Raw genomic sequence first — 23,282 nt, 5'->3', positions numbered from 1 at the left:
GCAACAGCAACAGCAACAGCAGAGCAATACTCGGTCAACTGTGGGAGCTGGCTTGCCTGCGATAGCATCAACCGGTTGTACCTGATGTACCGAGGTGTCTGCATCGCAGGCAAGCCAGCTCCCACAGAAAAGCAGCTCTTCAGTGTATGCAAATCCGCTTTTCGCTTTTCGCTTTTGATCCAACNNCTTTTGATCTTGCTTTTGATCTGAGGCGCCCCGTTAACCACGATGGCCGAACGCAGGCTTGAATCCGTGGGTAACCCGGCAGGACGCCGGGTTAGCCGCGCTGGGCCAAGGATGGCCCATCGCGGCGGCCCACGGATTCAAGCCGGAGTGAGGGCATGCCGAGCCTAAGCGAGGCACCGAGTGGTGGGGCGAAGACCTTTTGGTTACTTTTGGGGCGTTTGCCAAAAGTGACCCGCTGTAAGAGCGGAACCAATAGCCGCCGTTACCCAAATAACGGATATACCCCCAACCTACGGCTCCCCCTCCCCAGTCTCAAGCCAGACCCTGCTCAAACTCAACGCGCTCGCCAGTCCCTCCAGATGCACATCCGGCAAACCCCGCAAAAACCAATTATTCAAACGTTGCGGACTAATGCGCAACCACTCGGCAAACGCCGTCGGAGGAATTTCGCACGCTTTGAGCGCCACCCGCAGGCGGTGCCCCGATGTGAAAGACAAGCTGGCTGTACTGCCTGCCCCTGAAGATACTTTTTGCGGATATTCATGAATGATCGGCTACCTGCCGTGTTTTTTCCCAGCAGTCCATAGAGGCCGAAAAAAACAACGAGAAGACACCTACAAACACCGAGAAAAAAATCCTACACAGAACGCGGGAACGATCTCAGCTGAGCAACACCACCCCACCCGGCAGCTCAGTACACTTGGCCCCATACGCATCCCGAATCAACAGCGCCACGCCTGCCAATTGCTGCAAACTGAACCGCGCCTGCACCCGCCGCTGCCCCAGTTCCTTGTTAAGCAACACCAACATCCCCGGCCGATAACGATTGATCTCATCCACCACCGTCGCCAATGTCGCGTTGTTAAATACCAGCACCTGTTCACGCCAAGCGACGACCGCCTGCGCATCCACCCCAATCGGCTCGCCCACACCACCCGCGCCATAAGTCAGTTGCCGGCCACTGTCCAAGCGCACACTGCGCCCGGAAACATCCACCGTCAGCGAACCCTCGATACAGGTCACGCACACATTGCGGTCGGTGTTGCGCACATTGAACCGCGCCTGCGCCGCAGTCACCCAGCCCTCGCCGGCCTGCACCTTGAGCGGTTGCGCCAGCTGTGCAAGCACTTCGACTTCGCCTTCAAGCAACTCAATCCCCTGCCCGACCCGGCTGATACGCGTCTGTGTGTTGAGCTCCAGGCTGACGCCTTGGCTCAACAGCACCTGGCGCTGCTCACCCACCTCGGTGCGATAGTCGGCCCTCAATCCGGCAAACCCGCCCGGCACGCCCACACGCACCATCACCACTGCCGCCGTGGCCGCAATCACGCCACCCAGGAACGCACGACGCCCAAACTGACGGTGCGGCGCCGACTGTTCGGTGGCCGCGCCCAATTGCCGCCACAACAGCTTGGCCTGCTCGAACGCCTGGGCATGCGCCGGGCTTTGCGCGACCCAGGCCTGCAGCGCCTTGGCATCAGCCACGGTGGCCCGGCCCGAGGTCAGCAACAGCAACCAATCACGGGCTTGTTCGTGCACAGGGTCAGCGGGCGATTGCCGGGTGGAGGGGAAACTGAAAATGTTCAAGCGCGCACATACTCACGGTTTTATCAGGGACTCGACACTAAGACGGTTTTCCGGCCCCGGGACCGAACCGCTGAATCACTTTTCTTTCCAGGCGCTTGGCACAATGGCCCAAAGCAGCCTTGATTTCCTTCTCTACCATGCGCGTGGAAATACCGAAGCGCTGGGAGATTTCCAGGTGCGGCGCTTCTTCCAGGCGCGCAGCGATCAGGATCTTGCGTCGGCGCGCCGGCAGTTCGTACAGGGCTTTGACCAACGACTGGATCTCTTGCTGGCCACCCACCACCCGCGAAGGGTCCTGGGCCTCATCGGCGCTTTGCAGCAACGCCTCGACTTCACTGCCGGTGAGCAAGCGCGCATCCGCCTGGCGGCGGTCGGCGGCGATGTTCAGGGCCATGCGGTACAGGTAGGCGTTGGGTTGTTGCAGGTTCGGCGGCACGTCCATGCGGTCGACCCGCAGGTAGGTTTCGTGCAGCACATCATTGGCCAGGTCCTCCGAGCCCAAGCGTTTGCGCAGGCGCACCTTGAAGTCTTCATAGGAGGCCAGAAACAGACTGACCATCGCACTGTGCCCGGTGTTCTTCATGCGCCCGCGGCTCCCGTCCCTGCTGTGCATTCCATGCGTATTCCTGTTGTGTCGGGCATCAAAAGTAACGTCACCGGCTGGCGCAGCGCGCTGGGTGCCGGGCGTTCGACCCGGGTTGTCCCAAGGCTGCGCACCAGTGCTTCATCGCGTTGTTCGTCGCCGGTGGAGCTGACCAGCCGGCTGTGTTCAATCACGCCATCAGCGTTGACCCACACCTGCACCAACGCCCGAAAGCTGCCGGGCCGGGTCAGTGGTGAGCGGCACAGGCTGGCTTCGATCGCCTGTTGCAGCGCGGCGGCGTAACTGGTGTTGATGCGTGCCGTATTGCGCGCTGACGCTCCCCGCAGCAAAGGCGCCGGGGTCGGCGGGACTTGCAGGGTGACCGCATCATCACGTGCATAACGCGCCATCAGCCCACTCCCCGTCAGCAGCACCGCCAGCGCCTCCTGCGCAGTGAACCGCCCGCGCACACCGATGGAGCGCCGGCCCCGCGTCAACTCACGGTCGACCAGCACCGCCATCCCGGTGGCGCGGCTGTAGGCATGCAGTGCGTGTTCCAGGTCCTGCGCGGGCAGGTCCAATGTCAGCAGCGATGGCGCGGCGCTGGCGGGCGTTATGCCAACCAACAGCAACAGCAAGGCCAGGGCACCCATGGCGCGCTTCCAGCCTCCCTGTTCACCCCCCACGCGGCATCGCTGCACGGCTGACGTGTCCTTGAAAACCGTCATCCTGAGGCCCGTTTATGAACCTGATGTTACGGTGATAGCAAAAAAAACATCACGGTGACGGCAAGCCCGCTGAACTACACTTCGCAACACTAACGGCCCCTCTGTGCGGGCCTGCCAGGAGGCTCCGATGAAGCGTTACACCCCATTCGCCGGCCTGTTGCTGTGCGTCGCATTGCCACTGGCCGCCCACGCCGAAACCGCTGCCAAAGGCTGCACGGAAGTCACGGTAGATGGGTACAAGGCGCCCGACTATGGCTGCCTGAGCCAGCAAATGGGCAATGACCCGGACGCGGCCAAGGCCGCGCAAAAGAACCGCGAGGCGCAGAACCTCCCGGTACACAAGCGGCCGCCGAACCAGGTGGGGTTGGCCACGCCGGCGGCGACCAGTAACCGCATGGGCAATACGTTCGGGACGTCGGTAAAACCCCAACGCCCCTGAGCAATCAGGCCAACGCCGCAGCCGCAGGCGGCACAACCACCGGGCTACCGCTGGCAACAAAATCTTCTTTGCGCAACACCACCAGGGCAATCAGCGATACCACACCGGTGGCCACGTAGAAGTACCACGGTGAAGTAATGTCGCCCGTCACTTTGATCAGCCAGGTGGAGATCAGCGGCGCGCTGCCACCAAACACCGCGACCGGCACGTTATAGGCCACGGCAATCCCGGTGGAGCGGATGCGCGTCGGCAGCAACTCACTCATCAGCGCGTAGGTGGATGAGGCGTACAGCCCGAACAGGATCGCCACGGCCATCAACGGCGCGAAGAACGACGCGGGCGTGGCGGTGGGTGCCGATTTGAACAGCCAGAACATCGCCAGCGTGGCCAAAGTGCCGATCACCATCAGAAACGGCTTGCGCCCGTATTTGTCGGTGAAGGCGCCACCAAACGGCATCACGAATGCCGCCGAGAAGCTGGCGACAAACACATAGAGCAAGGTGGTGCCGCTGTCGAACTTGAGGATCTTGGCCATGTAGGTCGAGGCGAAGGTCAGCACCAGGTAAAAGATCGAGCTGTGCAAGGTAATGATGAAGAACACCAGGGCGATGGCGCGTTTCCACTGCCAGACCTCGCGCAGCGGCGCGCGGGAGGTTTGCCCGGCGCGTTGCAGGGCCAGAAACTCCGGGCTGTCTTCGAGCTTGAGGCGGATATACATGGAGATAAACCCCAGCGGCGCCGCGATCAGGAACGGCACGCGCCAGGCCCATTCCTGCATCGTGTCGGCGCCCAGAATCCAGGTCATGCCGTTCGCCACGGCGCCACCCAGCAGCAGGCCGAGCACGGCGGTAACCATCAACCAGCACGTGGCAAAACCGCGGCGGCCGGGGCCGGCGTATTCGGAGATAAAGCTGGTGACGGTGCCGATCTCGCCGCCCGCCGAAAAGCCCTGCACGCAGCGCACCAGAATCAGCAGGATCGGCGCGGCGATACCAAGGGTCGCATAAGTGGGCAACAGGCCCAGCATTACAGTGGAGCCGGTCATCATCACCAGCGCCATGATCAGGGTTTTGCGCCGGCCGATCTTGTCCGCCAGCGGGCCGAAGAACAGCCCGCCCAACGGCCGGATAAAGAAGCTCAGGGCAAACGCCGCGAAACTGGCGAGCAGGCTGGTGGTGGGGTCGTCGGAGACGAAAAACGCCTGGCCGATGTACACGGCGAGAAAGCCGTAGACGCCATAGTCGTACCACTCGATCAAGTGGCCGGAGGTGGCACCGAGGAATGCACGGCGGCGCTTGCGCTGCGTGTCTTGCGCTGTATTGCCCATCGAAGGGACTCCTTGTCGGTTGTTCTGTCCATGAAAAGCTAGGAAAGCGCGGCGATACTCGCTGCTTTCAACCACTGCCGCAAGTCGGTCTTGAGGGTTTTGCCGTAGCTGTTCTTCGGCAAATCGGCCCTGAACACATACTTTTTGGGTTTCTTGAATGACGCCATGCGCTGCAGAAACCACGCGGTGAGTTCGGCCTCGTCCAGCGCCTGCCCGCTGCGTGTAACCACGAAGGCCACCACTGACTCGCCCCATTGCGCGTCCGGCTCACCCACCACACACACCTCGGACACGTCGGGATGCTGCACCAGCACTTCCTCGACTTCACGCGGGTACACATTGCTGCCGCCAGTGATGATTACGTCTTTGGAGCGATCGGTGAGGGTCAAGAAGCCGGCCAGGTCGAGAAAGCCGATGTCGCCGGTGAGCAACCAGCCATCCACCAGGGTTTGCGCGGTGGCCTGCGGGTTGCGCCAATAACCTTGCATCACCGTGGCACCGCGCACGGCGATCTCACCGCGCTCGCCGGTCGGCAGCGGTTGGTGCCGGGCATCCAGAATACGGATTTCGACACAGGCTTGCGCATGGCCAACAGACGCCGCCAAGGTTGACCAGCCTGGGCGCTGGCGGTCCGCGATCACAGCGCGAGGCAATACGCTGATGGTCATCGGGCTTTCACCCTGGCCGTAGATCTGCACCAAGCGCGCGCCGAAGGTGTCGAACGCCTCGCACAGGTCGGCCAGGTACATCGGCCCGCCTCCGTAGACGATGGTCTTGATGCCGTCGCCGCCATAACCCTGGCGCCGCGCCTGTTCGACCATGCGCTTGACCATGGTCGGCGCGGCGAACAGCGATACATTGCCCAGCTCCGTAGCCAGGCCAAATAACTCGCCGGCATCAAAACCACCGGAAGCCGGCACCACATGCCGGGCGCCGCAGCGCACATGGATGAAGTTGTACAGCCCCGCACCGTGGGACATCGGCGCGGCATACACGGCTGCGTCGTCGGCACTCACCGGGTCGACATCCGTGGGGTAACACAGCGACATGGCGACCAGGTTGCCGTGGGACAACATCACGCCCTTGGAGCGCCCGGTGGTGCCGGAGGTGTAGAACAGCCAGGCCAGGTCCTGATCCTGGCGCGGCACCGGCTGCTCCAGGGTCGGCCAGCCGCGGGTCGGCGGCAGTGTGTGAGCGTCCAGTTCCTTGCAGCGCGCAGGCAAGTCCCGGGATGACGCGAAGACCCGGCCGCCGTCGGTAAAGATCAAGCGGGCCTCGGCATGGGTAGCAATCCACGCAGCTTCTGCCGGGTGCAGTTTGGCGTTGATCGGCACCACCACGCCACCCAGCCACCAGACGGCGTAGAGCACTTCCAGGTAGTCGCAGCTGTTCTTCATCAGCAGCGCTACCGCATCGCCCGGCACCAGGCCATATTGATCGACCAGTTGCGCAGCGCGTTGACGGACATGGGCGGTGAAGGTCGCGTAGTCGGCGACTTGCCGCGTGCCCTCAAACAACGCCGGGCGTAGCGGATCGCGGCGCTGGGTGTCGTGCAGCCAGTTGGCAATGTTCATGGTTCAGCTCCGACGCGCGTGCAGAACCGAGGCATAGTTGGCCACGGCCATCCCGCCCATATTGAACACCAGGCCGAATTCGGGGTTGGGTACCGCCAGGCCGATCGGCTCGCCGGTCAACTGGCGAAACGCCAGGGCATGCATCGACACACCGGTGGCGCCCACCGGATGCCCCTTGGCCTTGAGCCCGCCGGACAGGTTCACCGGCAACCGCCCGCCCGCGCGCACCACACCGCTGTCGAGCACACGGTGCCCCTCACCTTTGGGCGCCAGGCCCATGGCCTCGTAGATCAGCAGCTCAGCGATGGTGAAGCAGTCATGCACCTCGGCGAAGCTCAGGTCGGCCAGGGTGATATTCGCCCCGCGCAACGCCGTATGGATCGCGCGTTGCGGGCCTTCAAAGGCGAGGATGTCGCGCTGGGCAATCGGCAGGCAATCGTTGACCTGGGTCAGTGTACGAATCTGCACATCACGGCGGAACGCCCGCGCGCGCTTGGGCGAGGCCAGGATGATCGCGGCGGCGCCGTCGCTGATCAGCGAGCAGTCGGTAATGCGCAGCGAATCGGCCACAAACGGGTTGCTCTTGGACACGTTGTTGCAGTGCTCGAAATCCATCACCCGGTGCATCTGTGCCAGCGGGTTGGCCATGGCGTTGGAGTGGTTCTTGGTGGCGATGGCCGCCATCGAGCCCAACGGGCAGTGGTAGCGCTCGGCATACTGGCGCGCCGCACGGCCGAACAGCTGCGGGAAACTCAAGCCCGCTTCGGCCGGGTCGTTCTGATAACCGGCACCGGCCAAGGCCTGGGTCACCTCGGCGGTGGTGGTGTGGGTCATTTTTTCCGCGCCCACCACCAATACCAGCTCGGCGCTGCCGGACAGGATCGCCTGGACTCCGGCCAGGATTGCCGCCGAGCCGGACGCGCAGGCGTTTTCACAGCGGGTCGCCGGTTTGAAGCGCAGCCCAGGGTCGGCCTGCAGCAGCAGCGAGGCCGGGAACCCGTCGGGCACCAACCCGGAGTTGAAGTGGCCAAGGAACAACGCGTCGATCTCGCTCGCGTCAATCGCCGCGTCCTTCAGGGCTTCGCGGGTGACCTGTACGATCAGATCCTCCAGGCTGGTGCCTTCAAGGCGACCAAAACGTGAATGACCGGCAGCAACAATGGAGACGCAATCAGCTGGCATAATCAATTTCTTCTATTTTTGGCGCGGACATTTACCTACAATGACCCACCGTTGGGCGCGCGCCAATTCGTGCAACTACTTACATGGCTAAGTAGCCCCAGTTGAGAAAAGCGACGAGGCAGGATGCCCAATGAACGCGTTTGCACAGCAGTTCCACGACATAGAACGCCTGGCGTTCCAGCTCTCCCCCGCGCCGCAACTGGTCACCCGCAACCGCGTAATGGTCGACTGTAATGAGGCTTTCCTGCAGTTGTTCGGCTATTCGCGCGACGCATTGGTCAACCAGCTGACGCTGCTGATCTACCCTTCCCAGGCTGACTACCACGCCATTGGCAAGCGCAGCCATGAATGGCTGCTGGAAAGCGAAAACGGCTTTTACTCCGACGAACGTTTCATGCAGCACCACAACGGCGAAGTGTTCTGGGCCAGGTCCCACGGCTACACCCTTACGCCCAAAGACCCGTTCAAGCTGATGATCTGGCACTTCGAACGCCTGGACCGCACCCACCAGGGCACCGGCGACCTCACGCCACGGGAGCGGGAAATCGCCATGCACATCGTCAATGGCCTCAAGTCCAAGGAAATCGCCTTGCGCCTGGCGATCTCCCACCGCACGGTGGAGGTGCACCGGGCGCGCTTGATGAGAAAGTTGCAGGCCAAGACGGTGGTGGAATTGGTGTCGAAAATTATTATGGTGGCCTGACGGAGGTAGATTTTTGTCGGGTTGCGATATCACTCGAAGCTACAGCAGTGCTGCGCGCTGAAAAACGCACCTGTCATGCCCTGTGACTTTCCCGCCTCAAGTGTTCCATCGAGCACGCCCGTACAATTCGCATCCGTGCCGGCCGCCTAAGCTCCTGACTTTCCAAAAACGGCTGGAGAGCAGGCATGGGTAGAAACGCGAATACGGTAAGCCTGGCATTGACGCTGTTGGTCGGGGCCATGATGAACAGCGCGTTTGCGGCAAAGCCGAGCGTGGCAGTGGCACCGCAATACGACACCAGCCACGTCTACGTGGCACCCGCTGATGTGGACCGCTTTGCCACGAGCTTCCTCGCGACCTTCGGTGGCAAAAGTACCCCACAGGTGGTGGTGAACGTACTGCCAGTGCCAAGCAGTACCACCTCGCAATTGCTGCAGACGCCAGTCGGTACGGTGTCACTGTTCGGCTTCAGCACACCTATCCCACATCCGTTTGGCCAGGAGCGCAACGGTTATCTGGTCAAAGACATGGACGTGGCACTCAAGGCCGCACGGGAAAATGGTGCAGCCGTAATTGTCAGTGACTTTCCCGACCCCATCGGCCGCGATGCCGTGGTGCAGTGGCCGGGCGGTGTGAACATGCAGCTCTACTGGCACACCCAGGCCCCGAACTACGCAGGGTTCCAGACGGTGCCGGAAAACCGCGTCTACCTGCCAGCCGAGCGGGCCGAGGCGTTTATCAACGCTTTCCTCGGTTTTTCCCATGGCAAGGTCCTGGCTGACGACAAACACGCGCCGGGTATCGATATCGGCCAGGGCGGCCTCTACCGGCGTGTCGACCTGCAATCGCCGTTCGGACGCATGGCCGTACTGGTGACCAATGGCCAACTGCCCTACCCGTTCGGCCATGAGACCACCGGTTACCAAGTCGACGACCTGACGGCTACCCTGGCCAAAGCCACAGGCTCTGGCGCCACTGTGCTGGTACCGGCGTTCGCGAGCAAAGGGCGGCGCAGCGCAATGGTCGAATTTCCCGGTGGATACGTCGCGGAAATTCACCAGCTCAGCGCGACAAAATGAATCGTCATACCCCCTGGGGCTTGGCCGTGCTGTGGCCGCTGCTCACCGCCAGCGCCCACGCAGAGGAGCAAGCCACCCGACCGGTGCTCAAAACCAACCGCTGGCAGGAAAACTGGTCGGTGCTGCAAGACCCGGTGCTGCGCACGCAACCTCTGGACAACTTGAAGTACATCCCGCTGTCAAGCACCAACCCGTTGACGTACCTGTCGTTGGGCGCGAGCTTGCGCGAACGCTTCGAGATGAACGATGCCAGTGGCTTCGGCGTGCGCGATGTGAAGCGTGATCGCTACCTGATCCAGCGCTTTGAGATCCACGCGGACCTGCACCTGGACGAAAACTGGCGGGTGTTCACCCAACTCGAAGATGCTCGGGCGTACGACAAAACCACAGTGGGTGGTGCCGATCAAAACCGTGTCGACTTGCGGCTGGCATTTGCCGAGTACGTGAACACCTTCAGCAGCGGGACGTTCAAGGGCCGTATCGGCCGCCAGGACTTCGCCTTCGACTTGCAGCGTTTTATCTCGTCGCGGGATGGGCCGAATGTGCGCCAGTCGTTCGACGCGCTCTGGGCCGACTGGGAAACCACCCATTGGCGTTTTATCGCGATCGCCAGCCAGCCGGTGCAGTATCAGGACGAGAGACACTTTGACGACCGCTCCAACAGCGACGCTCGCTTTCACCTGCTGCGGGTCGAGCGACTGGTGGGCGGCAGCAATGAATTGTCGGCCTACTACGGCGTGTATGAACGCAGCGCTGCGCATTATCTGGACGCCGACGGCGAGGAAACCCGCCAGTTTGTCGACGCCCGCCTGGGCGGCGCAGCCCAGGGCTTCGATTGGGACATCGAGGCGATGCTGCAAAGGGGGTCGGTGGGGAGCAAGTCGATTCGGGCGTGGGCCGCTGGCAGCCGCACGGGCTATACGCTTGAGGGCCTGGCATGGCAACCACGGCTCGGCGTGCAACTGGATATCGCCTCCGGCGACCGCAAAGCGGGTGACGCTACCGTCGGCACGTTCAACCCGCTGTTTCCCAACGGCTACTATTTTTCACTGGCCGGCTATACGGGCTACAGCAACCTGATCCACGTCAAACCGTCGATCACCGTCAAGCCCATTGCCAAACTGAGCGTACAGACTGCCATCGGCCTGCTCTGGCGACAGACCACCGAAGACGCGGTCTATACCCAACCGAACTTGCCCGTGGCCGGCACTGCAGGCAAAGGTGAACGCTGGACCGGCGCCTACACTCAGCTGCGCACCGACTATGACTTCACACCGAACCTTACCGGCGCGGTGGAAGCCGTGCATTACGCGGTGGGCCGCACCCTGCGCGAGGCCGGTGGTGACGACAGCAATTACCTGGGAGTCGAGCTCAAATTCAGTTGGTAAACCCAAGCAAGCACACGTGTACAAGCCCTTCGACACGTGCAGGGCAATAGTAACGCGCAGTCATCCCCCTCAATCAAGGAGTTATGCATGAGCACATTCGTTGCCAAAGATGGTACCCAGATCTACTTCAAGGACTGGGGCAGCGGTAAACCTGTATTGTTCAGCCACGGCTGGCCGCTGGATGCGGATATGTGGGAATACCAGATGGAATACCTGAGCAGCCGCGGCTTTCGCACCATCGCTTTCGACCGCCGTGGTTTTGGGCGGTCCGACCAACCCTGGACCGGCAATGACTACGACACCTTCGCCGACGATATTGCCCAGTTGATTGAACACCTGGACCTCACCGACGTGACCCTGGTGGGCTTCTCCATGGGCGGCGGCGACGTCGCTCGCTACATCGCTCGCCATGGCAACGCACGTGTAGCCGGCCTGGTATTGCTGGGTGCCGTGACGCCGATCTTCGGTCAGAAAGCGGACTACCCGCAAGGTGTACCCACCGATGTATTCGACGGTATCAAGGCCGGGCTGCTGAAGGACCGCGCGCAATTTATCAGCGATTTCAATACCCCGTTCTTTGGTATCAACCAGGGGCAGAAGGTCTCGCCGGGCGTGCTCACCCAGACCTTGCAGATTGCCTTGCTGGCATCGCTCAAATCGACGGTTGATTGCGTCACGGCATTCTCCGAAACCGACTTTCGCCCGGACATGGCCAAGGTCGATGTGCCGACCCTGGTGATCCACGGTGATGGCGACCAGATCGTGCCGTTCGAGACCACCGGCAAGGTGGCGGCGCAGATGATTAAAGGCGCGCAATTGAAGGTGTACAAGGACGCGCCGCATGGTTTTGCCGCCACTCACACCCAGCAGTTGAACGAAGACCTGTTGGCCTTCCTCAACCGCTGAAGCAACGGCGTCACCCTCTCCTTTCTTTGGCCGGGCTTGCCCGGCCTTTTTTTGTTCAGGCGTGATCAAGTGCCAGGCGACCGGGCCCTGCGATCAGAATGCTGGAAAACAGGATCAACAGCAGCCATCCAAACTGCCCTTCAAACAGCGACCACTGCGGGTGCACTACCAGCAAAGCCACCAGCAGCACTGCAAGGATCGGCAAACAGGCCAGGCGCACCCAGACCCCGGCGATAATCAACAACGGGCAGACGACTTCAGCGCCAATCGCCAGGCATAACGTGACATTGGCACCCAGGTGGAACGGGTCTTCGATCAGCGTCAATTGTTGGCTGTAGTGGAGCAGTTTGGGCAGCCCATGTACCCACAGCAAGAACAGCGATGCACTCACTCGCAGAAACAGCAGCCCAAGCGCCTGACTTTTTGATTCATTCATCTGCAACGTCCATAAAAGAAACCGACGTCGATTGTGTCCGCAGAGCCGCGCCCGAGCTTGCAAGCCTGTGCTGACCTTATGGCAAAGAGCCGGCTATGCTGGGCGCCACACAAACTACCCCGGTTGAATCAACCACCCCAGGCTGCGGTCCCACTTCATACGCTCATCGCTACAGGAATCGTAAACATGACTCTGCCCCACGACATGACCCAGATTGAAATCACCACCTTCGGCGGCCCTGAGGTTCTCCAGCCCCGTCAGGTTGCAGTGCCCTCACCCGGCCCCGGCGAAATTCTGATCCGCGTGCATGCCGCCGGGGTCAACCGTCCTGATGCCCTGCAACGCGCCGGCAAGTACCCGATGAAGCCCGGCATGAGCCCGATACCGGGCCTGGAAGTGGCCGGCGAAGTGGTTGCGCTGGGCGACGGCGTCAGTGAATACAGCCTGGGTGACAAGGTCTGTGCCCTGACCAATGGTGGCGGCTATGCACAGTTCTGCGCCGTACCCGCCAGCCAGGCCCTGCCGGTGCCTGAAGGCATGGATTGGATTCAAGCCGCTGCCGTGCCAGAAACCTTTTTCACTGTCTGGGCCAACCTGTTCGGCCTGGGTGGCGCGCACACAGGCCAACGCGCCTTGATCCACGGCGGCACCAGCGGCATCGGCACCACCGCGCTGATGCTCTGCCAGGAGTTCGGCATCCAGGCGTTCGCCACCGCCGGCAGCGCCGACAAATGCGCGGCAATTGCCAAACTGGGCGCCGAGCCGATCAATTACCGCGAGCAGGACTTTGCCGAGGTCATCGCCAAGAAGACCGGCGACCAGGGCGTCGATGTGATCCTCGACATCATGGGAGCCTCCTACCTGAACAACAACCTCAAGGCCCTGGGCATGGACGGGCACTTGGTGATGCTGGGCTTCCTCGGCGGCGGCAAAGCCAATGACGTCGACCTGCTGACGATCCTCGGCAAACGCGCAGTCATCACCGGTTCCTTGTTGCGCGCTCGCACCAAGGACGAGAAAGCCGCAATCGCTGAGCAACTGCGCGAATACATATGGCCGGTGCTGTCCGCCGGGCGCTGCCTGCCGATCATCGACAAGGTGTACGCATACACCGACGCCGCCCAGGCTCATGCACGCATGGAAGGTGGCGACCATATCGGCAAGATCGTGTTGCAAGTGAAGTAATCGAGCCCCGGCGAAGCGGCGGCACAGGCGACATATAAGTTGCCTGACCCACCGCTTTCGCAGCCTCGCTAAAGCTCGACAGCTCCCACAGGGGATCAGCTGTGTTGGTTCGATTTCAGTTCGCAAGGCCATCGCGGCAAGCGCAGATCCCCCCAGCAACAAAGCTCAACTGTGGGAGCTGTCGAGCCCCGGCGAGGCTGCGAAGACGGCGGCACTGGCGAAACATAAACCACCTGAACCACCGCCATCGCAGCGGCTTGGCGCACTTACCCGGCGTACACCGGGTAATCGGTATAGCCCTGCGCCGAGCCGCCGTACATCCCTTCTGCCCGCAGCGGGTTCAATGGCCAGCCGTTGAACAGTCGCTGTGGCAGGTCCGGGTTGGCAATGAATGGGCGACCGAACGCGATCAGGTCCGCCAGCCCCGCCTCCAGCAGCTTTGCACCGCGCTCAGCGGTGTAGCGCCCGGCGTAGATGATGCGCCCGCTGAAGGTGCTGCGCACCGCCTGGCGGAAGGTTTCCGGCAGGTCAGGCGCGTTGTCCCAGTCGGCTTCGGCGATGGACACATAGGCAATGCCGGACGCCTCCAGCACCTTGATCGCCTCGATATAGGTGTGATGTGGGTCTTCCTCCACCAGGCCGATATACACGCGGTCCTGATCAGTGCCGCTGAACAACGGCGAAAAACGCACGCCAAGACGCTCCGGCCCAACCACGGCCGTCACTGCTTCAACGATCTCGCGCAAAAAGCGCAGGCGATTGTGCAACGAGCCGCCGTATTCGTCGTCGCGCTGGTTGGCATGGGCAGAGATGAACTGGTTGACCAGGTAACCATTGGCAGCATGGATTTCCACGCCGTCAAAACCGGCGTCCAAGGCATTGCGCGCAGCCTGTGCGTAATGCCCAACCAACTCCTCAATCTCCAGCACGCTCAATGCGCGCGGCACGGGCGGCTGTTTCAATTCACCGACGCCAGGGCCGGTTTCGATGAAAGCTTTTGCCTGCTCAGCCGGCAACGCCGAGGGCGCGACCGGTGCCAACCCTTCTGGCTGCAGGGCGTTATGGGACACACGGCCAACATGCCAGAGCTGGGCGAAAATCACCCCGCCATCGGCATGCACCGCCTCGGTGACTTTGCGCCAGCCGTCGATCTGCGCGGGCGTGTAGATACCCGGCGTCCACGCATAGCCCTGGCCCCGAGGTTCGATCTGTGTGCCTTCACTGACCATGAACCCGGCGCTGGCGCGCTGGCGGTAATACTCGGCCATCAGGTCGGTGGCGATATCACCCGGTTGCGCACTGCGTTGACGGGTCAAGGGCGGCAGCACAACCCGGTTATTGAGGCTGTGATGCCCCAGCTTTACCGGGGTATTTAAAACACGCATGGTCATGAGTAAAAGTCCAAATTCAGGGCGAACAAAAGCATTGGCGGCTCTTGAGAGCCGCCAATGCCTACAACGGTTAGTTAATTTAAGCGGTGAGTTTCAGCAGGGCCTTGGCCACATCGCTGGAGCTGGCAGGGTTCTGCCCGGTCACCAGCAAACCATCTTCAAGCACAAAGGATTGCCAGTCGGCGCCCTTCTCATACAGGCCACCGAGCGCCTTGAAATCATCTTCAATCAAAAACGGCACCACATCGGTCAGGCCCACGGCGGCTTCTTCGGAATTGGAGAAGCCCGTCACACGACGGCCCTTCACCAACGGCTCGCCGTTGACCGCCTTGACGTGACGCAGCGTGCCCGGCGCATGGCAGACAAACCCGATCGGCTTACCGGCGCGCTCAAAGGCTTCGATCAGCGCGATCGACGCTTGCGATTCGGCCAGGTCCCACAATGGCCCATGACCACCTGGGTAAAACACCGTGTCGAAGTCGGCAGCATTCACCGAGTCCAGCTTGACCGTGTTGGCCAGGGCCTGCTGCGCGGCCGAATCGGCGGCAAAGCGGCGGGTATCGTCGGTTTGCGCATCCGGCTGGTCACTGACCGGGTCCAGCGGTGGCTGACCACCGGCCGGCGATGCCAGCACCAGTTCGGCACCGGCGTCCTTGAAGGTGTAATACGGAGCGGCAAATTCTTCGAGCCAGAAGCCGGTTTTACGACCGGTATCGCCCAGCTGGTCGTGAGAGGTCAGTACCATTAATACTTTCATTTTCCAGTGCCTCGATCGATGGGTTGCAATAGGTGTTGTGTGAGCAGCAGCGCCTCATCAAACGGCGCGGATGTTCGGGTGATCTTGCTCATGACGCTGGTCCCCAGCCACAACGCATACAGGCGCCGGGCCAGGCTTTCGGGGTGTGGCTGTGCCTGCAGCGAGCCGTCTTCAATGCCGTGCTGCAAGGCCTGGGCAAGCAATTCAATGGTCCGTGCAGTGCCGCGCTGCAGGGCCAGACGCATCGGCTCTGAAAGGTCTGACACCTCGGCACCGAGTTTGACGGCAAGGCATTTGCCCGTGTCGGTGCAGCCGGTCTGGTTGTCGACCCAGGAGTGCCAATAGCGCATCAACTTGGCAAAACCTGACAGCCCAGGCTGATTGAACAACTGCTGCATGCCGTTGACGTAGTGGTCGAAGTAACTGTCGAGCAACACCACGCCGAAGGCATCCTTGGAGTTGAAGTAGTGATAGAACGAGCCTTTGGGTACTTCGGCGGCTTGCAGTATTTCGTTCAAGCCCACCGCAGAAAATCCTTTACGGCCGACAATCACTTGCGCCGTGTCCAGAATGACCTGCCGAGTACTTTTAGCTACGTTGTTCATCACGCTTCCCGTCCGATTAGACCAGTCGTCTAGTTCGTTGAGGGGATGTTAGGCGCCACGCACACCTTCAACAATGTCAGATGCGCAAGGATTCCGGACATGCCACAAAGCCGGTTGCCGTTTACCCGACACCCGCCGACAATCGCCACTCCCGTGCCCTGGCCCGCGTTTTTTGGAGAACAATGATGCACAGCGTTGCGCTGATGGTTTACCCGAACTTTCAATCCCTGAGCCTTAGCCTGGGCTCGGTATTTGAATGCGCGAACCTGCTGCGCGGCGAACCGGCCTATGAGTTTCACCTGGTGTCGGAAAGCGGCGGTGCCGTGATGACCTCCCAAGGCTTTTCGGTGAACACCACGCCGATCCGCGCGCAGGGCTATGACACGCTGATCGTCAGCGGCTATCTGGAATTTCGCTTGCCGGAAGCCAACCTGCTCGAGCTGGTCAAGGCCGCCTCCGCCCAATCACGGCGTGTGGCCTCATTGTGCATGGGCATCTTCGTGTTGGCCGAAGCCGGCTTGCTCGAGGGCAAGCGCACCACCACCCACTGGATCCACGCGCCCGCCTTTCGCAAGCGCTACCCGCACATCCAGCTTGAGGAAGACAAACTGTTCGTGGTCGACGGCCAGATCTGGACCGGCGCCGGCATGAGTGCCGGCGTCGACCTGGCACTGGCCATGGTCGAGGCTGACCTGGGCAGCGACCTGGCCCGGCGCATCGCCCGCAAACTGGTGATCGCCCAACGCCGCGGCAGTGAGCAGTCGCAATTGTCAGCCCTGCTGGAACTGGACCCCAAATCCGACCGCGTGCAGCTGGCCCTGGCCTATGCCCGCGAAAACCTGACCCACGACCTGTCGGTCGAAGCCCTGGCCGAGGTTGCCCGCCTGAGCCCGCGCCAGTTCAGCCGGGTGTTTCGCGAAGAAACCGGGCAAACACCGGCCAAGGCCATCGAATCACTGCGCGTGGAAGCGGCCCGGGCAATGATGGAAACCAGCCGTCACCCGGTCGAAGTGGTGGCCCGCGAAACCGGCTTTGGTGACCGCGAACGCATGCGCCAGGCGTTTCTGCGTGCCTTCGGGCAGCCGCCACAGGCCATGCAACAGGCCTTTAATGCAGGACCGCTCGCGTAATCAGGTAACTCACCAACTGCGGGTCATCCTCCAGCTCCAGGGTCTGCACCGGGCGCGGCAAATCATCCAGCACCGCACGCCAGAACGCCTGGGACACTTCATCCTGGTCATAGAAACGCACCAGCCAATCGGCCTGGCCGCTGCTCAACACCTGGGTGGCGATGGCACGCCCAATGCCTTTGCGGCGGTAGCGCTTGAGAATGAACAGGTCGGCCAGTTCCAGGGCGTCGATGCCTGGCAGTTCGCTGCCTTCAATCAGCAGGAAGCCGGCGATATAACCGTCCACCAGCAGCAGGTTGGCGCTCCATTGCGGGTCGTGCCAGTAACGGGTCAGGTGCTCATCGTGGATGTAGAAGCGGCCATCCGCCTCGACATCTTCCTGTTCCCAGTCCGAGGACTCATAGGCGTAATACTGGTAAAGGTTGCGGATCAACTCGGACGCTTCGGGGCCAGTCTGGATCAGTTCAACGGTGGTTTCAGGCATGGGGCTCTCGGTGACAAAACGCAGGGCGCCATTGTTCACAAAACACGCGCGCAGGCCAATACATTGCATAACCTTTCTGTTTGCTGAACCGATTGCGGATTTGCCCCGTCCAACCGAAATTCCTGAAACATTTAGAATAAACTTCGTCAGCTTCGACCTTTTCCTCAAGGACCTCTATTTTGACCAACGTCTGTTCCGCCGGCCTGGATGTGGGCTTTGCCTCCCTGGATTACCTGCAGATTTTCATCCTGGGTGTGATCCAGGGCATTACCGAGCTGCTGCCGGTGTCGTCCACCGCCCACATGCGTGTGGTGCCCGCCCTGCTCGGCTGGCAAGACCCCGGCTCGGCGTTTTCGGCGGCGATGCAGTTGGCGGCGCTGGCGGCGGTGGTCAGTTATTTCTGGCGCGATGTGCGCCAGGTCACCACGGGCAGCATCGGTGCGGTACGCCGGGGCGACTACAACGACCCGTGGTTCAAGCTGGCGGTGGCGATTGTGCTGGCGACCATCCCCATCGGCATTGCCGGCCTGGCCTTGTCCTCGACCCTCAACAGCTGCAACTCGCCGTTGCGCGGCCTGATGGTGATCGGGATTTCCTGTGTGGTGATGGCGGTACTGCTGGCGGTGGCCGAAGTGCGCGCACGTCACACCCGGGACATGGGCCAGATGCGCCTGCGCGATGCACTGATTGTCGGGGTTGCGCAAATTGGCGCGCTGATTCCCGGCGTATCGCGCTCGGGCTCGACGCTGACCGCTGCGCTGTTCCTCAACTTCAAGCGTGAAGAAGCCGCGCGCTTTTCATTCCTGCTGGGCCTGCCCGCCATCGCGCTGGCCGGTTTGAAAGAGCTGTGGGTGCTGCTGCACGCCGACATGCCCGCCCACGCCTGGCCGCATTTGCTCTTCGGCCTGGTGGTGGCAAGTATCTCGGCGTTCTTCGCGATCTGGGGCCTGATGAAGTTCCTGGAGCGGTTCTCCACCTGGCCGTTTGTGATTTATCGCGCGCTGCTGGGAGTCTTCTTGATTGTGGCGGTCAGCACCGGGTTGCTCAGTTAAGACCCCGGTTGACGGTCGGCCAGCTCTTCAAGCAAATCGGCCGAAGGCACAAAAAACAGGCCGCCGGTCACGGCGGTACTGAAGTCCAGCAAGCGGTCGTAGTTGCCGACCGGGCGGCCGACGAACATGTTTTCCAGCATCAACTCCAGGGGCTGCGGCGAGCGCGCGTAGCCGATAAAGTAGGTGCCGAACTCGCCGGCGCCTGGGCGGCCAAAGGGCATGTTGTCGCGCAGGATTTTCACTTCTTCGCCGTTTTCGTCGGTGATCACGGTCAGGGCGCTGTGGGAGTTGCTCGGTTTGGTCTCTTCATCCAGCTCGATATCGGCCAGTTTGGTACGCCCGATCACTTTCTCCTGGGCTTCCACCGTCAGCTCGTTCCAGGCGCTCATGTTGTGCAGGTACTTCTGCACCAGCACGTAGCTGCCGCCTTCAAATTCCGCGTCTTCATCGCCGACGATGGTAAAGCCGACGGCCTTGCGCCCCACCGGGTTCTCGGTGCCGTCGACAAAACCGATGATGCTGCGCATATCGAAGTAACGGAAACCCTGGACCTCATCCACCACCTTGATGCTGTCGCCCAGGGCCACCATCAACTGCGTGGCCAATTCGAAGCACAGGTCCATCTGCTCGGCGCGGATATGCAGCAGGATATCGCCGGGCGTCGACGGCGCCATGCGCCCTGGCACGCCGAACTCGCGAAACGGGTGCAAGGCCGCCGGGCGTGGCCCGCCGAACAGCCGGCTCCAGGCATCCGAGCCGAACCCGCAGACGCAGGTCAGGTTGCCCGCCGGCACGCGCTTGCCCACCGAACGCACCAGCCCGGCGATATCGCCGCACCAGGCGCGCACCTGGTCTTCACTGCCGGGAGCGACGGTTGCCACCATGAAGATCGCGCTGCTGGTGATGGGATGGCAGACGGACTGCGGCTCAAGAGGTGGCTGAACAGGGCAAGTCTTCATGATGAAAGTCCACAGGCTAAGGGCGGTTTTAACCCGCGCAGATTAGCAGATCATCGCTGGCAGCTCTCCCACACCTGGCGAATCAGGGTCTTCAGCTTCAGCGCCTCGGCCCAGCGGTCGCTGATTTCACCGCCGTTTGCATCCGTGATTGCATAGGGCGGCGGGCCCAGCTCACAGGTGAACGACAGGCTATTGGGCGCATCGGGCCGGGCCAGCCAGTCTTCAATCCCGTAGCGCCACCAACCGGTAAAGCGTTCTACCCAGGCCTGGTGTTGGGGGAAACCCACAGAGACCTGCACCTGTTCACTGCTGGCCACTCGCCCGTGAAAGCCCCAGCTGTGGCGCAATATCGTGCGTATCTGCTCGTCGTCCTCGAACGCGCCCGGTTCCGGTAACTCCCGGCCGACGACGTAATGGGACAGGTCGGCGAGCAGTTTCAGGTCGGGCATCTGTACGAGCAGGTCGAGGGTAAACAGCAGGTCGTTGGTAAGGCGGTAGCGATGGGTTTCCAGCAGGATCGGAAAGTCCACCTGTTCGGCCAGGCGTTGCCAGCCTTCGACCAGCCGGGCCGCCTCGGCCAGCGTGCGCGGGCGCACATCGGCCTGCAGGGTGAGGTGGTGGCAGCCGTAGCGGCTGATCACATCCAGCACGGCGGCCAGGTCATCCACCGATTGCGGGAACAGTTGGCCTTCGATCTGCAAGCCCCTGGCGCTGGCGGCAGCGTGCAGGCGCGCGACCTCGGCGGGTTTCCAGTAATGATCGGTGATGCCGTCGAAGCCGGCGGCGGCGATGCGATCGAGCCGGGCTTCCAGCGGCCCGGGTTCGGTCTGCATGGCCCAGAGGGATTGGAACACCAGCAATTGGCGCATATCAGCCTCGCAGCAAATGTTTAAGGGAAACATCCGGGTCGGCCAGGTCGGCCGTATTAAGTGCAATGCACGCGCTGATCAAGCGTTCGCACAGCTTGATGTCCTTGGCCACGCCATTGCCGAGCGCCCAGCCGCAAGCGCCTTGCAAATGCCCGTCGGTATCCAGGTGGAACAACAGCAAACCACCGCCCGGCAGTGCGCGGCTGACCGTCAGCGGGGTCATCACGCCAACGGTCTGCAAGCCCCAGTCGTACTGGTCGGACCAAAAACCCGGCATGGCCTCGAACGGCAACTCACGCCCCAACATATTCAGCGCAGCATGGCGACCTTGGGCTTCGGCATTGCGCCAGGTTTCCTGGCGTTGATACAGGCCACCCAGGCGAAACTCACACACATCGCCCGCCGCATAAATGTTCGGCGCACTGGTGCGCAGTTGCGCATCGACGCGAATGCCCTGCCCTACTTCCAGCCCCGCTGCTGCAGCCAGTTCGAGATTGGGTTGCATGCCAATGCCAACCACCACCCGATCACACGGCAAGCGCTGCCCATCGACCAGTTGCACCGCGTCGGCGTCGATGGATTCGAGTGCCACATTCAAGCGCACCTCAACGCCTTGCTGGCGGTGCAAATCCAGCAGCGCTTCGCTGATCACCGGCGGCAGCACCCGGCCCGCCAAGCGTGGGCCAGCTTCAAGCACCGTGACCTGGCAGCCCAGGCCGCGCGCGGTCGCCGCCACTTCCAGGCCGATAAAACCACCGCCGACCACCACCAGCCGCGTGCCGGGGCGCAAGGCGTCGCGCAGGGCCAGCGCCTCATCATGGGTGCGCAGGTAAAGCACGCTCGCCTGCTCCACAGGCCAGCGTCGCGCCCGGCCGCCGGTGGCCAGCAGCACACCGGCAAAGTCCAGCCATTGGCCGTCAGCCAGTTGCAGCCGGTGCTGGTGCGGCTCCAGGCGCGTGACCGGGTTGCCGGCGATATGCTCGATGCCCAGCGCGGCCATGCGCTGGCCGTCAAACAGGCTGCAACCCGCCAGGTCCGTGCTGCCTTGCAGCAAGCCCTTGGATAACGGCGGGCGCTCGTAGGGCAAGTGCGGTTCATCGCCGATCAGGATCAGGCGCCCGGTGTAGCCTTCTTCGCGCAAGGTCAGCGCCGCACGGCCACCGGCATGGCCGGCGCCGACGATGATCAGGGGGGCGTTCATGCTCACGCCGTCACGGCGAGTAAAACCCGCCCCGCTTCGACCCGCACCGGGTAGGTTTTGAGGTTGACGCACACCGGCGCGCCGAGGGCTTTGCCGGAGCGGTAATCAAAGCGCCCGTTGTGCTTGGGGCACTCGATCACGTGGTCCATCACCAGGCCGTCGGCCAGGTGGATTTTCTCGTGGGTGCACAGGCCGGCAGTGGCAAAAAATTCATTCTCGGCCGAGCGGTACACCGCGTAGGTGTGCGGCCCATGGTCGAAGCGCAGCACGTCTTCTTCGTCAATTTCGCCCACGGCGCAGACGTCGATCCATTGATCGTTCATGGCGTTGTTCTCTCTATGCATGGCCTTCCTTGTGGCGAGCGAGCTTGCTCGCGCTGGGCTGCGAAGCGGCCCCAAGGTCGGCAGTCGAGTATTGTCTGAAAGAATGCGGTGGTTTTTATTGGGGCTGCTGCGCAGCCCAGCGCGAGCAAGCTCGCTCGCCACTGTGAGTGGGGCGCTGCACGAAATAGCTCGGGTCGCTGCGCTGCTTCCAGATCGTCGGCAGGATTTCCTTGTACGCCTCAAGAATATTCGCGTACGGCGGCGGGCAGTCGCTGCGGATCTCTTCGTGCAGTTGCGCCAAGGCGTGGTACGGCACCATCGGGTACATGTGGTGTTCGAGGTGGTAGTTCATGTCCATGTAGATAAAGCGCAGCACGCGATTCATGTAGATGGTGCGGCAGTTGCTGCGATGGTCCAGCACATCCTCGGCCAGGCCCACATGCTGGGTGAGACCGAACAGGTAGCCGAGCCAGGCGCCATACAGGCTCGGCAGGCCGACCAGCATCAGTGGCAGCCAGCTGTGCAGGTACAACGCGGTGCCGATCACCAGCGCATAAATGCCGACCCAGATCCGCGCAGCGCGGAACACCTTGGGCCATTCGGACTCGGGGATGAAGTCCTGTTCCTGGGCGCTCATCTTGCCGATCGCATGGCGCGCCACGCCGCTGAAGGTTTTCCAGGCCAGCGGCAGGTTGAACAGGCTCAGGCCCATCATCAACAGGCTCGGCGGGCGCGGCTCGACGATCTCCGGGTCACGCCCGACCACGATGGTGTCGGTGTGGTGCCGCGCATGGCTCCAGCGCCATACATGCGGCTCGAAAATGCACATGAAGCTCGCCACCTGGTACAGCCCATCATTCATCCAGCGGGTCTTGAAAGCGGTGCCGTGGCCGGTCTCATGCCAACGCGGGTTGGACGCGGTGCCGTAGAGCACGCCGTAAGCCATGAAGAACGGCACGCACGCCCACGAGCCCCAGAACCAGTAGCCGCCAAACCCCGTGACCAGCAGCGCCGACACCCACAGGGCCGTATCGAGCAACGCCGGGCCGTCGCGGCGCTGCATCAGTTCTTTCATGCGTTTACGCGAGATCGGCGATTGATACCAACTGGCCGAGACCAGGCCCTTTTCAGCGGCGCGGGCAGCTTCAGGGCCGGTGAGGCTGTAGTCGCGCCGAGCGCGGTGAGGCGTGTGTTCAGGCATTGTTATT

The 23,282-nt window shown here is 62.1% G+C and carries 24 protein-coding genes and 1 pseudogene; 9 read left to right on the top strand and 16 right to left on the bottom strand.

Annotated features, from left to right (window positions below; genetic code table 11):
* Window positions 1-210 (top strand): annotated as a pseudogene (locus HX790_RS29705) (hypothetical protein); the annotation flags it as partial.
* A gap of 636 nt (window positions 211-846) precedes the next feature.
* On the opposite strand, the gene HX790_RS29165 reads toward HX790_RS29705, so the two are convergent.
* Genes HX790_RS29165 through HX790_RS29155 form a run of 3 tightly spaced genes read right to left on the bottom strand, consistent with a single transcriptional unit; the run spans window position 847 to window position 3,009 of the window.
* A complete protein-coding gene (locus tag HX790_RS29165; RefSeq protein WP_017134604.1) occupies window positions 847-1,773 on the bottom strand; it encodes a FecR domain-containing protein in 927 nt (308 codons plus the stop codon).
* 37 nt (window positions 1,774-1,810) lie between these two features.
* Window positions 1,811-2,356 (bottom strand): RNA polymerase sigma factor, encoded by a 546-nt coding sequence (locus HX790_RS29160; RefSeq protein WP_017134603.1) that lies wholly within the window; start codon window positions 2,354-2,356, stop codon window positions 1,811-1,813.
* Window positions 2,353-3,009 (bottom strand): secretin and TonB N-terminal domain-containing protein, encoded by a 657-nt coding sequence (locus tag HX790_RS29155; protein ID WP_017134602.1) that lies wholly within the window; start codon window positions 3,007-3,009, stop codon window positions 2,353-2,355. The genes HX790_RS29160 and HX790_RS29155 overlap by 4 nt, the downstream gene beginning before the upstream one ends.
* A gap of 202 nt (window positions 3,010-3,211) precedes the next feature.
* Here HX790_RS29155 and HX790_RS29150 point away from each other — a divergent pair, with 202 nt between their 5' ends.
* Entirely contained in the window at window positions 3,212-3,523 is a 312-nt protein-coding gene (locus HX790_RS29150) for a hypothetical protein (protein WP_017134601.1), read from the top strand.
* Window positions 3,524-3,527: 4 nt separating this feature from the next.
* Here the strand turns inward: HX790_RS29150 and HX790_RS29145 are convergent, their stop codons facing one another.
* Genes HX790_RS29145 through HX790_RS29135 form a run of 3 tightly spaced genes read right to left on the bottom strand, consistent with a single transcriptional unit; the run spans window position 3,528 to window position 7,606 of the window.
* Window positions 3,528-4,850 (bottom strand): MFS transporter, encoded by a 1,323-nt coding sequence (locus HX790_RS29145; RefSeq protein WP_099549187.1) that lies wholly within the window; start codon window positions 4,848-4,850, stop codon window positions 3,528-3,530.
* A gap of 38 nt (window positions 4,851-4,888) precedes the next feature.
* Window positions 4,889-6,424, bottom strand: a complete 1,536-nt coding sequence (locus HX790_RS29140; RefSeq protein ID WP_176992606.1) for a class I adenylate-forming enzyme family protein — start codon at window positions 6,422-6,424, stop codon at window positions 4,889-4,891.
* 3 nt (window positions 6,425-6,427) lie between these two features.
* A complete protein-coding gene (locus HX790_RS29135) occupies window positions 6,428-7,606 on the bottom strand; it encodes an acetyl-CoA acetyltransferase (protein ID WP_176992605.1) in 1,179 nt (392 codons plus the stop codon).
* A 130-nt stretch (window positions 7,607-7,736) separates the two neighbouring features.
* Here HX790_RS29135 and HX790_RS29130 point away from each other — a divergent pair, with 130 nt between their 5' ends.
* The 4 genes from HX790_RS29130 (at window position 7,737) to HX790_RS29115 (ending at window position 11,682) form a co-directional block, all read left to right on the top strand.
* A complete protein-coding gene (locus tag HX790_RS29130; protein ID WP_138453870.1) occupies window positions 7,737-8,309 on the top strand; it encodes a LuxR C-terminal-related transcriptional regulator in 573 nt (190 codons plus the stop codon).
* A gap of 185 nt (window positions 8,310-8,494) precedes the next feature.
* Window positions 8,495-9,388 (top strand): VOC family protein, encoded by an 894-nt coding sequence (locus HX790_RS29125; RefSeq protein WP_176992604.1) that lies wholly within the window; start codon window positions 8,495-8,497, stop codon window positions 9,386-9,388.
* Window positions 9,385-10,776, top strand: coding sequence for an alginate export family protein (locus HX790_RS29120; RefSeq protein ID WP_017134595.1), 1,392 nt, complete (start codon window positions 9,385-9,387; stop codon window positions 10,774-10,776). Before HX790_RS29125 ends, HX790_RS29120 begins: the two co-directional genes overlap by 4 nt.
* Window positions 10,777-10,863: 87 nt before the next feature.
* A complete protein-coding gene (locus HX790_RS29115; protein ID WP_017134594.1) occupies window positions 10,864-11,682 on the top strand; it encodes an alpha/beta fold hydrolase in 819 nt (272 codons plus the stop codon).
* Between the two features lie 55 nt (window positions 11,683-11,737).
* On the opposite strand, the gene HX790_RS29110 is transcribed toward HX790_RS29115, so the two are convergent.
* Entirely contained in the window at window positions 11,738-12,118 is a 381-nt protein-coding gene (locus HX790_RS29110) for a DoxX family protein (RefSeq protein ID WP_026013490.1), read from the bottom strand.
* 186 nt (window positions 12,119-12,304) lie between these two features.
* Between HX790_RS29110 and HX790_RS29105 the strand changes: the two genes are divergently transcribed.
* Complete coding sequence (locus HX790_RS29105) at window positions 12,305-13,303, top strand: NAD(P)H-quinone oxidoreductase (RefSeq protein ID WP_099549182.1); 999 nt, start codon at window positions 12,305-12,307, stop codon at window positions 13,301-13,303.
* A 266-nt stretch (window positions 13,304-13,569) separates the two neighbouring features.
* On the opposite strand, the gene HX790_RS29100 is transcribed toward HX790_RS29105, so the two are convergent.
* From HX790_RS29100 to HX790_RS29090, 3 genes are all read right to left on the bottom strand, one after another.
* Window positions 13,570-14,694 carry an alkene reductase gene (locus HX790_RS29100; RefSeq protein ID WP_017134591.1) on the bottom strand — a complete coding sequence of 375 codons (1,125 nt, stop codon included), beginning with the start codon at window positions 14,692-14,694 and terminating at the stop codon, window positions 13,570-13,572.
* A gap of 79 nt (window positions 14,695-14,773) precedes the next feature.
* Window positions 14,774-15,451, bottom strand: a complete 678-nt coding sequence (locus tag HX790_RS29095; RefSeq protein ID WP_017134590.1) for a type 1 glutamine amidotransferase domain-containing protein — start codon at window positions 15,449-15,451, stop codon at window positions 14,774-14,776.
* The gene (locus HX790_RS29090) at window positions 15,448-16,056 is read right to left on the bottom strand and encodes a TetR/AcrR family transcriptional regulator (RefSeq protein WP_176992603.1); all 609 of its coding nucleotides are present in this window, start codon (window positions 16,054-16,056) and stop codon (window positions 15,448-15,450) included. Before HX790_RS29090 ends, HX790_RS29095 begins: the two co-directional genes overlap by 4 nt.
* Window positions 16,057-16,241: 185 nt before the next feature.
* Here HX790_RS29090 and HX790_RS29085 point away from each other — a divergent pair, with 185 nt between their 5' ends.
* Complete coding sequence (locus HX790_RS29085; RefSeq protein WP_017134588.1) at window positions 16,242-17,186, top strand: GlxA family transcriptional regulator; 945 nt, start codon at window positions 16,242-16,244, stop codon at window positions 17,184-17,186.
* Here HX790_RS29085 and HX790_RS29080 read toward each other — a convergent pair.
* Window positions 17,164-17,670, bottom strand: coding sequence for a GNAT family N-acetyltransferase (locus HX790_RS29080; protein WP_099549190.1), 507 nt, complete (start codon window positions 17,668-17,670; stop codon window positions 17,164-17,166). The two genes, HX790_RS29085 and HX790_RS29080, sit on opposite strands and share 23 nt — an antisense overlap.
* 179 nt (window positions 17,671-17,849) lie before the next feature.
* Here HX790_RS29080 and HX790_RS29075 point away from each other — a divergent pair, with 179 nt between their 5' ends.
* On the top strand, window positions 17,850-18,722 hold the full coding sequence (locus HX790_RS29075) for an undecaprenyl-diphosphate phosphatase (protein WP_099549168.1): 873 nt from the start codon (window positions 17,850-17,852) through the stop codon (window positions 18,720-18,722).
* Here HX790_RS29075 and HX790_RS29070 read toward each other — a convergent pair.
* From HX790_RS29070 to HX790_RS29050, 5 genes are all read right to left on the bottom strand, one after another.
* Window positions 18,719-19,681 carry a Dyp-type peroxidase gene (locus HX790_RS29070; protein WP_017134585.1) on the bottom strand — a complete coding sequence of 321 codons (963 nt, stop codon included), beginning with the start codon at window positions 19,679-19,681 and terminating at the stop codon, window positions 18,719-18,721. The genes HX790_RS29075 and HX790_RS29070 overlap by 4 nt on opposite strands.
* A 50-nt stretch (window positions 19,682-19,731) precedes the next feature.
* The gene (locus HX790_RS29065; RefSeq protein WP_176992602.1) at window positions 19,732-20,550 is read right to left on the bottom strand and encodes a sugar phosphate isomerase/epimerase; all 819 of its coding nucleotides are present in this window, start codon (window positions 20,548-20,550) and stop codon (window positions 19,732-19,734) included.
* 1 nt (window position 20,551) lies between these two features.
* A complete protein-coding gene (locus HX790_RS29060; RefSeq protein ID WP_176992601.1) occupies window positions 20,552-21,751 on the bottom strand; it encodes an NAD(P)/FAD-dependent oxidoreductase in 1,200 nt (399 codons plus the stop codon).
* A 2-nt stretch (window positions 21,752-21,753) separates the two neighbouring features.
* Window positions 21,754-22,074 carry a MocE family 2Fe-2S type ferredoxin gene (locus HX790_RS29055; RefSeq protein WP_017134582.1) on the bottom strand — a complete coding sequence of 107 codons (321 nt, stop codon included), beginning with the start codon at window positions 22,072-22,074 and terminating at the stop codon, window positions 21,754-21,756.
* 115 nt (window positions 22,075-22,189) lie between these two features.
* A complete protein-coding gene (locus HX790_RS29050) occupies window positions 22,190-23,275 on the bottom strand; it encodes a fatty acid desaturase family protein (protein WP_176992600.1) in 1,086 nt (361 codons plus the stop codon).
* Between the last annotated feature and the right edge of the window lie 7 nt (window positions 23,276-23,282).

The organism is Pseudomonas sp. IPO3747, assembly GCF_013385245.1.
Classification (GTDB): domain Bacteria; phylum Pseudomonadota; class Gammaproteobacteria; order Pseudomonadales; family Pseudomonadaceae; genus Aquipseudomonas; species Aquipseudomonas edaphica.
Note: the sequence above shows the minus strand (reverse complement) of the source record. Positions and strands in the feature narration are given on the sequence as shown.